The 10,253-nt window shown below is 45.2% G+C and carries 8 protein-coding genes and 1 pseudogene; 8 read left to right on the top strand and 1 reads right to left on the bottom strand.

Features of this window, described 5'->3' with window-relative positions; translation table 11 throughout:
- Together ABD014_RS16630 and ABD014_RS16635 are read left to right on the top strand one after the other, a co-directional pair.
- Complete coding sequence (locus ABD014_RS16630; RefSeq protein WP_343862968.1) at positions 1-534, top strand: chromate transporter; 534 nt, start codon at positions 1-3, stop codon at positions 532-534.
- 179 nt (positions 535-713) lie between these two features.
- Positions 714-1,472, top strand: a complete 759-nt coding sequence (locus ABD014_RS16635) for an SDR family NAD(P)-dependent oxidoreductase (protein ID WP_343862969.1) — start codon at positions 714-716, stop codon at positions 1,470-1,472.
- A 56-nt stretch (positions 1,473-1,528) separates the two neighbouring features.
- Here the strand turns inward: ABD014_RS16635 and ABD014_RS16640 are convergent, their stop codons facing one another.
- Positions 1,529-2,623: a helix-turn-helix domain-containing protein gene (locus ABD014_RS16640; RefSeq protein WP_343862970.1), complete on the bottom strand. Its 1,095-nt coding sequence runs from the start codon at positions 2,621-2,623 to the stop codon at positions 1,529-1,531.
- A gap of 306 nt (positions 2,624-2,929) precedes the next feature.
- Between ABD014_RS16640 and ABD014_RS16645 the strand changes: the two genes are divergently transcribed.
- The 6 genes and pseudogenes from ABD014_RS16645 to ABD014_RS16670 all read left to right on the top strand — a co-directional run.
- On the top strand, positions 2,930-4,144 hold the full coding sequence (locus ABD014_RS16645) for an alpha/beta hydrolase (RefSeq protein WP_343862971.1): 1,215 nt from the start codon (positions 2,930-2,932) through the stop codon (positions 4,142-4,144).
- Between the two features lie 181 nt (positions 4,145-4,325).
- Positions 4,326-6,608: a beta-glucosidase gene (locus ABD014_RS16650; protein WP_343862972.1), complete on the top strand. Its 2,283-nt coding sequence runs from the start codon at positions 4,326-4,328 to the stop codon at positions 6,606-6,608.
- A 17-nt stretch (positions 6,609-6,625) separates the two neighbouring features.
- A complete protein-coding gene (locus ABD014_RS16655) occupies positions 6,626-7,963 on the top strand; it encodes an MFS transporter (protein ID WP_343862973.1) in 1,338 nt (445 codons plus the stop codon).
- Between the two features lie 21 nt (positions 7,964-7,984).
- Positions 7,985-8,239, top strand: a complete 255-nt coding sequence (locus ABD014_RS16660; RefSeq protein WP_343862974.1) for an HPr family phosphocarrier protein — start codon at positions 7,985-7,987, stop codon at positions 8,237-8,239.
- A 60-nt stretch (positions 8,240-8,299) separates the two neighbouring features.
- Entirely contained in the window at positions 8,300-9,490 is a 1,191-nt protein-coding gene (locus ABD014_RS16665; RefSeq protein WP_343862975.1) for a cytochrome P450 family protein, read from the top strand.
- 50 nt (positions 9,491-9,540) lie between these two features.
- A pseudogene (locus ABD014_RS16670) lies at positions 9,541-10,253 on the top strand (glycoside hydrolase family 3 N-terminal domain-containing protein); the annotation flags it as partial.

The raw sequence follows: 10,253 nt of genomic DNA on the forward strand, positions 1-10,253 counted from the left end.
ATGCTTTGGAAGCTGTTTTTAGTATTTGTTAAGGTAGGCCTTATTTCTTTTGGAGGCGGTTATGCCGTTATGACATTGATCCAACGGGAAGTGTCCAGCATGGGTTGGATGGACGACCAGCAATTCCAGGAGATTGTGGCTATTGCCGGAATGGCTCCCGGTTCCATTGCTACGAATGCCGCTACCTTGATTGGTTATTTCGAGTATGGAATTCTAGGCGGCATTGTCTCTACGATAGGCATGATACTTCCGTCATTATTAATAGTTATCCTGATCACAGCACTTTTCATGCGGATGCAGAGTAATAATTGGGTGAAATCTTCGTTCTACGGGCTACGTCCGGTGATTACCGGCATGATTATTTATGCGGCTATCCACTTTGCATTTAGCGGAAGAAGCGATGCTTTATTGAGTTGGTCTATGGCAGGGAGTTTATTGATCAGTGTAGGGTGTCTTATTGGAGTAACCAGGTATAAAGTGCATCCCTTTGCTGTTATTTTGCTGGCAGCTGTGGCTGGAATCGTTATTTTCTAACGTAGGAGTTAAGCGACATAATGCTTAACTCCTTTTTCTATATGGACCGATCCGGTCATAGATGGACCATTTTTCACAGAATCATTCTATATGAGAATCCACCTGCATGAGATATTTAGAACTGTACTAGCTTCACGCACATATAGGGTAAATATGACATTGCATGGAGGAATGAACAGATGAAGAGTGAGAATCCAATCGTAGTGGTTACCGGAGCAGGCAGTGGAATCGGACGCGCAAGTTGTATTAAGCTGGCACAAAACGGAGCGAAAATCGTCGCGGTCGATTTCAATCGAACGACGGGTGAAGAGACGCTAGCCCTTATTCGTGAACATGGTGGGGAAGGCATCTTTGTGCAGGCCGATGTATCGAAGAACGAAGATGTTGAACGGTATGTTCAACTGGCCGTCGAAGAGTATGGACGAATTGATGCATTTTTCAATAACGCTGGTGTTATACAAAAGTTCTCTATGCTAACGGATATCGACGTGACCGAATACGACCGCATCATGGATGTAAACGTTAAGGGTGTATTTCTTGGTCTAAAGCATGTTCTTAAGGTCATGGAGAAGCAAGGGTACGGTTCGATCATCAATACATCATCAACAGCTGGCGTTCGCGCTGAACACAGCCTCGCAGCATACGCTGCGAGCAAGCATGCCGTGATCGGGTTGACGAAAGCTGCATCTCTGGAATACGTAAGAAAAGGGATTCGTGTTAATGCGATTTGTCCAGGGGGCGTCGATACGACATTGGCGCAATCTGTTCCCATGATGCTTCAGGAATCTGGCTACATGCCAGAGGAGTTCCCGAACATGAGAATAGGGAGGTTTGCTGATCCGTCAGAAGTAGCAGAGATGGTCGTCTTCCTAACTTCCAACAAGTCTAGCTATATGACGGGTTCAATTATTGTCGTGGATGGTGGTTTGACGCTGTAAACGCGGTTCATGAGGCATCGATTGGAGGTCCCGAAAGATGCCTCACTTCCGTTCCGTCAACCTTCTGTAGTCAACGTAGATCGGTACTTCTTAGGTGTAATGCCCGTAAACTTCTTGAACACTTTAATAAAATGAGATTGATCACTAAAATTCAACCTTAATCCAATGGACGATACCGTATCATTGGTCATACGGAGCAGCTCCATTGCTTCTTCCACCCGCTGTTTTTGTACATAGTTCATTAGCGTCATACCTGTTTGCTTCTTGAATAAATTCATCAAATAGCTGTCATTCAGTCCTGTCAACTCTGTGAGTTTATCAATTGTAATTTCTTGATATAAATGACTGTAAATATACTCACAGCAATCCCTGACAGGTTTGGACATTTTCTCATTCCGGCTCTGTTTGACCCGTTCCGTAAAGTCCCATACCACGCTGGCCATCGCGGCCTCAACCGCCTTGACTTCGTTCAGATCCTCAATTTGCTGAATATGTAGATCACTGAGCGTAAAAGCTAGATCCTCATATAATCCTCCTTCTATAGCGGCCCCCGTCGCGAGCGTAATGCAGCAAATGGCTAAATTTTTTGCATTCCGGAGTTGACTTCGCTTGGATAAGACCCCAATGCTCTCGGTGGGAACGGCAACCCACTGTTTCATTAATTCGGTTGTATTGCCTGTACGAATTAATTCTTTCAACTTATCCCAGATTTTAAAGCTATGATTAGACACCGACAGTTCCCTATTGGTTGAAACTTCGATAGCTATATTCTCCTTGAACATGGATGGCAGCACAGACTGATAACTATATTGCAGCACATCCGTAATCTCCAGAGTCTCTTGATTAATCATCCAATGTGCAAGTGCGATAATCTGATGCAGACGAAGATGGCTCACGACGGGCAGGCTATCCCAATATGCCTTCCAGTGGGGTAGATCACGATAGGACAAGTGGTTATCATTCATGAGTCCAAGGATATGCTCCTCCGTTGTTGCCTGACGGACTGAAGGGCCAATGACCACGAATCCACTCCACTCTCCATGACGTTTAACAGGTACTATAATAAAATCCTCCCAGGAATTTGCCGTGAGAATCACTGGGTATTCCATCTCTTTCTCGATAAATGGGCGGACAAGCTTTTCGAATTCCATGAAAAAAGGATTATGCTGATCCCTACTTCCCCAAATTGTCTCGACAGTATGTCCTTCCTTTGTATAAAAGACCGGTAGTTGTGTGTTTTCAGATAGTAGCTTACACGAGTAGGATAGATCAGGGTAATCGTGATTATTGACCACAGTGGAACCCCCTTTTACATACGATTTTTCTCAGTATTATAACATAAAGGAAAACGATCCTATGTAATAATAATGCTATCCAGATTTCATACATTCCAAGGAGGTTAACCGATCAAGGCGAGGGATTATCCGTTTGGAGGCTATAGGGGGTAATGAAATAAAGTGAAAGAGAATGCTTCTTTAGAGTACTCAAAAAGTAAATGGACGATAGTACGTATTTTTCGCACGTTTTTTTTAGTTTTATGCTGGATCATCGTTGTACCGATTACATTGCTGGTTCTAGGTGCACATGCTAATTTTATTCCGTATTTAGGGACAATCGGAACCACAATCGCATCTGTAATTTCTTGGGTTTTAGTACTATCATTGCTTATTGGGCTGCTTGTAGGTTGGTTCTGGATTCAGAATAGAAATCGTGCCTCATTGATTTTGTCGATTATGGCATTACTCTCATGTGTTGGTTGTTTGATTATTAGCGGTCGCATGATCGCAACAGCCAATGATAACGGTGCCCATATTAATTTATTCCAAACACTCAAACCTGCGGTAAGTACAGATATATCTGAAGAGACCGTTGTATATAGTAGTTACGACAATGAACCTCTTAAACTTGAAATCTATCGACCATTAACGGGTAATTCAAATGAGCAACATCCAGTGCTAATGTACGTGCATGGTGGAGGATGGATTATGGGAAGCAGATTAGACCATCAATCGGATATGCGTTGGTTTGCTGAACAAGGTTGGCTCGTCATAAGTGTTGATTATACATTATCAACGAAAGAACGAAATCTTTGGGATATAACAGAGGGACAAATCGCCTGTGCAATGACATGGGCTGGGCAGAATGCGAAGAACTATGGTGGTGACATTTCACGTTTTGCGATGATCGGTGATTCAGCAGGAGGTAACCTTGTTCTTAATACATCCTACCAAGCGAATCAAGGAACTTTGAAGTCAGCGAGTGGGGGAGAAGTTCCAAAAGTTGTAGCTGTTAGCACGATATACCCAGTGGTCGATCCATCATCCTTCTACAATAATCCGAATGAGTTGTTTGGTAGTGCTGGTCGTAATATGATTGAATCTTATATTGGCGGAGCACCAAATCAATATCCAGAACGTTATAAAGCAATCCAATCTGATACACATATAACCCCATATGCACCACCAACATTTATCTTAGTTGGAGAACGAGATCATCTCGTGCCACCAAAAGCTACCTATGACTTTACGGAGAAGGTTCGAAAAGCAGGGGTTGATATTAAACAGGTTATAATGCCATACAGCGATCATGGTTTTGACCTCATTCATGGCAGTATTGGTAGTCAAACATTTCTTCAATTAAGCCAACAATGGTTCAAACAGCATGGTCTCTAAATGAGGTCAACCAGAAAACTTCTGGTTGGCCTTTTTTTTGACCACTCAGACGGTCTGTAAATTATTTATTTGTGATCCCCATTTATATACGATTTTTCTCAGTATCATAACATAAGGGAAAGCGGTTTCATGAAATAATTAGGCCAGTAATGATTCTTGAATCCTAGGAGGTTATATCTACATGAAACGCGATATCCAAGCTCTAATCTCTGAGATGACATTGGAAGAAAAGGCGGGCATGTGCTCGGGCCTTGATTTTTGGCATTTAAAAGGCGTCGAACGCCTTGGCATTCCTAGCATTATGGTGACGGACGGCCCACATGGGCTACGCAAACAGACGGGAGACTCGGATCACTTAGGCATAGCAGACAGTGTACCCGCGACTTGCTTCCCTTCGGCAGCCGGAATGGCTAGCTCGTGGAATCGCGATTTGATTGGCAAGGTCGGCGTAGCGCTGGGTGAAGAGTGCCAAGCGGAGGACATTGCTGTCCTGCTCGGACCAGGCGCGAACATCAAGCGCTCACCATTATGCGGACGCAACTTCGAATACTTCTCGGAGGACCCTTACCTTTCCTCAGAAATGGCGACCAGCCATATTAAAGGTGTCCAAAGCCAGGGTGTCGGTACATCGCTTAAACACTTTGCGGTAAACAATCAGGAGCATAGACGGTTAGATATTGACGCTATTGTGGATGAGCGGACGCTGCGGGAAATTTATTTGGCGAGCTTCGAAGGGCCGGTAAAAAATGCTCAGCCTTGGACGGTCATGAGCGCTTACAACAAAGTAAACGGAACGTATGCCTCAGAAAACAAGTTTTTGCTTACCGATATTCTGAAGGAAGAATGGGGTCATGAGGGGTTCACTGTTACCGATTGGGGGGCGAGCAATGTTCGGGTGGACGGTCTTTCCGCCGGGCAAGAGCTCGAGATGCCTGCAAACGGCGGTATGGGTGACCGGAAAATTGTAGAGGCTGTCCGCAATGGACAATTGTCCGAGGAGATGCTCAATCGTGCCGTAGAACGGATTTTGCGGATCATTTTCATGAGTATGGATCATAAGAAGCCAAACGCCACATATGACATGGATGAACATCACCTGCTGGCGCGTTCGGTTGCCTGTGAAACGATGGTGCTGCTGAAAAACGAAGAGAACCTGCTACCGCTCTCAAAAGGTAAGAAAATAGCGGTCATCGGTGAGTTTGCGCAAAAGCCGAGGTACCAAGGCGGCGGCAGCTCTCATATCAACCCGACCAAAATCGAAGTTCCGTTTGAAGAAATCAGAAAGCTGGCTGGCGATACTGCCTCGGTTGTGTACGTTCAAGGATACCATATCGATAAAGACGATCTGGACGCCGCTTTAGTCGGGGAAGCGAAACAAGCTGCCTGTGATGCAGATGTTGCAATCATTTTTGCGGGTCTTCCTGATCGTTATGAATCCGAAGGCTACGACCGTAAGCATCTGCGTATGCCTGAGAACCAGAGCCAGTTTATTAAAGAAATAGCGGATGTACAAAGCAATGTGGTTGTCGTACTTATGAATGGCTCACCAATCGAAATGCCTTGGGTGGGTCAAGTAAAATCGATACTTGAAGCTTACTTGGGTGGTCAAGCGACGGGAGGCGCGATTGCGGACCTGCTGTTCGGCGTAGTGAATCCAAGCGGAAAGCTTGCTGAGACGTTCCCGATGAAGCTGAGCGACAATCCATCTTTCCTGTTCTTCCCAGGTGAAGGCAATCGAGTCGAATACCGCGAGGGCATCTTTGTCGGCTACCGCTATTATGATACCAAAGAAGTCAAGCCGCTGTTCCCATTCGGACACGGTCTGAGCTACACCACATTTGAATATTCCAATATCGTCATCGATCGCAAAGCAATCAAAGATACGGAATCCGTGAACGTACAGGTAACGGTGCGAAATACGGGATCTCGCTCGGGTAAAGAAATCGTTCAGCTATATGTCCGCGATGAGGAAAGTACGGTGATGCGCCCTGCCAAAGAATTGAAGGGCTTTAACAAAGTCGATCTTCAGCCGGGCGAAGAGAAGACCATTACATTTACGTTGGATAAGCGTTCGTTCGCCTATTATAATGTTGCGCTACAAGATTGGCATGTGGAGTCCGGCGAATTTGAAATTTTGATCGGACGTTCGTCTGAAGATATCGTCTTGCGGGATACAATGCATGTCGAGTCTACAGTAACGGTGAAAATCAAAGTAGACAGAAATACGGTGGTTACCGATCTATTGAATGATCCGCAAAGAGCACCGATTGTACAAGGATTGATTCAACAGTTCCAAGAGGGCATGAGCGCTACATTAGGCGATCTTCAATCTATGGAAGGTATGAGTGAAATGTTCTCCGAGATGCTGAAGTATATGCCGCTACGTTCTATGGTTACCTTTAGTCAAGGAGCCTTTACAGATGAGATGCTGGATGGACTCGTATATCAATTGAACCAACTCTAATAGAAAGAGGCGGGGTCATGGAAATTGAGAAAATTAGATTTAGAGAGAAACTTGGTTATGGTTTTGGCGAAATGGCGGGCACCCTTCATTTGGCAGCGATCTCAACGTTCTTAACTTTCTTCTACACCGATGTCGTCGGGATTTCTGCTGCTGCAGTAGGTACACTGCTGCTAGTTGCGCGCGTATTCGACGGTTTCGTCGATATCGGAGTCGGCACCCTCATTGACAGAACAAAAAGCAAGCACGGAAAGGCTCGTCCCTGGCTACTGTGGCTTGCCATACCGTTTGGCATTGCAAGCATACTACTGTTTTCGGCTCCAGATCTGGGGCCAACAGGAGCGCTTGCTTACGCTTATGCAACCTACTTAATCGTCAATATCTTATATTCAGGTATTAACATCCCATATGGGGTTATGAACTCTCTGATAACGCAAGACACGTATCAACGATCACTGCTCAACATATTTCGGATGCTGATAGGCATTACCGGAACATTAATCATATCAACGATGACGCTGCCACTCGTCGAGGCATTCGGCGGTGGCAAAGGGGGGTGGCTACGGACATTCACTATCTTTGGTTCTGTTTCTATGATTCTTATCTTCATAACGTTCCGTTCGACGAAAGAGCGGGTGAAGCCGTCTGTGGTAAATAAGGACATCCCGTTAAAACGAAGCATTAAAGCACTGTTTCGTAATAAATATTGGTTTATGATGCTGCTGGTGATGACTTGCTATGGCATATATGGCGCATCTGGAGCTGCAGTCAATGTATTCTACGCCCAGTACATTTTGCATAATAAAGATTTGGTTGGCCTTTTCGGGGTCTTGTCCCTCATTCCAATTGTTCTTGGTTTACTCGTGATTTCACCGGTGATTAAGAAATTCGGAAAGCGCAATACAATGATCATCGGATTAATCATTTCGATCATTGGCAGCTCCATCATGATCATAGATCCAGTGAATCTACCGATTGTTATCACCTCTCTTGTCATCAGATCAATCGGTATGGTTCCTGTGGCAGCCTCAGGGTACGCGATGCTGGCCGACACGATCGACTATGGCGAGTGGAAAACGGGTATTCGTACAGAAGGCCTTGTATACAGTGCTGGCAGCTTCGGAGGGAAGGTAGGCAACGGAATAGGCGCAGCTCTTGTCGGATGGCTGCTCGCTATAGGCGGATATGTTGGGGGTCAAGCGACCATTAGCGCATCTGCAAGCGCCTCCATACAATTTATGTTTATTTATTTACCTATTATTTTTAACGTAATTCTTCTGATCGTGCTCATTCCATATAAGCTGGACAAAGAGTACCCACAAATCATAGAGGATTTAAAAACCGTAAGATGTGCTTGATCGCCCTAAGGAGGAAGTTGAATGAAAGCCATCAAAATTGAAATGCCGACCGACGGTTTCCAGGTTGTATTTGCAAAACAGGTGAGCTCCACCGCTGCTTCTACTCAGTCAGAAATTCGTATCATATGGGACGAAAAAAATATTATTTCGGATGCGAAAAGTATTTTGGGGATTATGGCCATGGAAGCAAAACAAGGAACGTTGCTTACACTTACCTTTGACGGTCCGGACGAGGACCAAGCCATGGAGTTGTTATCGTCATTGTTCGAAAGGTAAGTACCGACAAGACTAATCATTAATAACACCACTATGTTTGATTAGAGAGGAGACTTCAGAATGAATACAAAAAACTTGGGAAACCATTTTTTCACAGATGCATTCACTCAAAATCCCTATCCCGCTTATTCTCAATTAAGAGAGGGAGATCCTGTGTACCGGATGAAGTTCCCGGATGGCCAAAATGGATGGATGATCACGAGATATGAAGATGCGGTCGAAGTTCTGAAAGACCCTAGATTTATTAAGGACTTTACAAAACTATCAGGCGCTGATATTTATTCAGAAAGCGTTTTCGCTCGCAATATGCTGTTTGCAGACCCACCCGATCACAAAAGATTACGCGGACTCGTTCAAAAGGCGTTTACACCGCAAATGGTAGCGGGACTCAGAGGCCGCATACAAGAAATCGCCGATGAACTGCTTGATAGCTTATCCGGAAAAGACAGCATGAATCTAATCGATGATTATGCATTCCAGCTGCCAATTATCGTCATTTGCGAAATGCTTGGCGTTCCTTCTGAAGATCGAGATAAGTTCCGCGTATGGTCCAATTCGTTGATCGAGGGCTCAGACGGTGTAACTTCCGATGAACTGATTACGCATATGGGCGAATTCATCCAGTACCTTGGACAGTGGTTTGCCCAAGTGCGGGGAAATCTTGGGCAAGATTTAATTAGCCAACTTATCATTTCCGAAGACGAAGGTGATCGGTTAACAGAGAGTGAATTATATGGCATAGTAACGCTCCTCATTGTTGCCGGACACGAAACAACCGTTAATTTGATCGGCAATAGCATTATTGCTTTATTAGAGCACCCGGAACAGATGAAGCAGCTGCAAGAGAATCCGGATTTGATCCATACCGCAATTGAGGAAGTACTTCGTTATAATGGTCCGGTCGAATTCAGTACATCGAGATGGGCGGGAGAGGATTTGGAGTTCAAAGGCAAGTTAATGGCTAAGGGAGACTTAGTGATTGTAGCGCTGAATTCCGCCAACCACGATCCGAACCAGTTTGATGATCCTGAAATTTTTGATATTACCCGGCAAAAAAGCCAACACCTTGCCTTTGGAACAGGAATTCACCTTTGCCTGGGTGCCCCCCTCGCTCGGCTGGAAGGTGAAATTGCCATTATGAGTTTACTGAAGCGTTATCCTAAGATCAAACTAAAGGTCGATAAAAACGAGCTAGAGTGGCGACCTGGGATGATCGTCAGAGGCGTTAAAGAAATTCCGCTTTATTTATAGAAGATCAAACGACCAAAACAACAAGAAATCATAGGTACGGAGGTTACAATATGTTGGGGAAATGGCATGCATTTATCGATCAGCCTTTACATTTGAAATTGAAATTTATGATCAGAAATTTGGATGAGGGGATGAACGTCTCCTTCTCGATGGAGCCCTTTCCAATCTCTGTTAACTTTGATCAGGTGACTATAGATCATAATCATCTGCAAGCTTCTGGCAAAGCGCTGTTCTTATCGGAATCGGAAGCCACACTCGAGATGCATTTCTCCGGTGAAACCTGTCAAGGAACGCTTCATCTACCGCCTTTCGGATCGCTTCCGTTCGAAGGCAAGCAAGGGGCAGGGGGTTCACAAGGCGAAGGGATCATCGCAGAACTAACGAAGTACCGCCGCGTTGGCGTATTGGAAAGAACAGACGCTGAGATCGCTGAGGAAGTCGATAAGCTTCTCGCCAAGCTGTCCATCACTGAGAAGGTGGGTCAAATGAGCCAGTGTGCAGCATCGGACTTTTCGTTCGGAGGAGAGGTCGTATCAGATCCGCCCGAGAAATTGGTAGCCGAAGGGCGTGCTGGATCGATTCTCGGGGCGTTTGACATTCGGCGCGTATTCGAATTGCAGAAAATTGCGGTCGAACAATCGCCGCACGGTATACCGCTGCTATTTAATGCAGATGTCATTCACGGTCACCAGACGATTTTCCCAATTCCGCTGGCTTGGTCTTGCAGTTGGGACCTGGATGCGATTGAGGAAGCCTGTGCCAT

The organism is Paenibacillus motobuensis, assembly GCF_039521865.1.
Lineage (GTDB): Bacteria > Bacillota > Bacilli > Paenibacillales > Paenibacillaceae > Fontibacillus > Fontibacillus motobuensis.

Bases quoted from the DNA above. Each gene is read 5' to 3' on its own strand.
- ABD014_RS16640 (WP_343862970.1), bottom strand. From the start codon at position 2,623: ATGGAATTCGAAAAGCTTGTCCGCCCATTTATCGAGAAAGAGATGGAA.
- ABD014_RS16630 (WP_343862968.1), top strand. From the start codon at position 1: ATGCTTTGGAAGCTGTTTTTAGTATTTGTTAAGGTAGGCCTTATTTCT.
- ABD014_RS16665 (WP_343862975.1), top strand. From the start codon at position 8,300: ATGAATACAAAAAACTTGGGAAACCATTTTTTCACAGATGCATTCACT.
- ABD014_RS16655 (WP_343862973.1), top strand. From the start codon at position 6,626: ATGGAAATTGAGAAAATTAGATTTAGAGAGAAACTTGGTTATGGTTTT.
- ABD014_RS16660 (WP_343862974.1), top strand. From the start codon at position 7,985: ATGAAAGCCATCAAAATTGAAATGCCGACCGACGGTTTCCAGGTTGTA.
- ABD014_RS16635 (WP_343862969.1), top strand. From the start codon at position 714: ATGAAGAGTGAGAATCCAATCGTAGTGGTTACCGGAGCAGGCAGTGGA.
- ABD014_RS16650 (WP_343862972.1), top strand. From the start codon at position 4,326: ATGAAACGCGATATCCAAGCTCTAATCTCTGAGATGACATTGGAAGAA.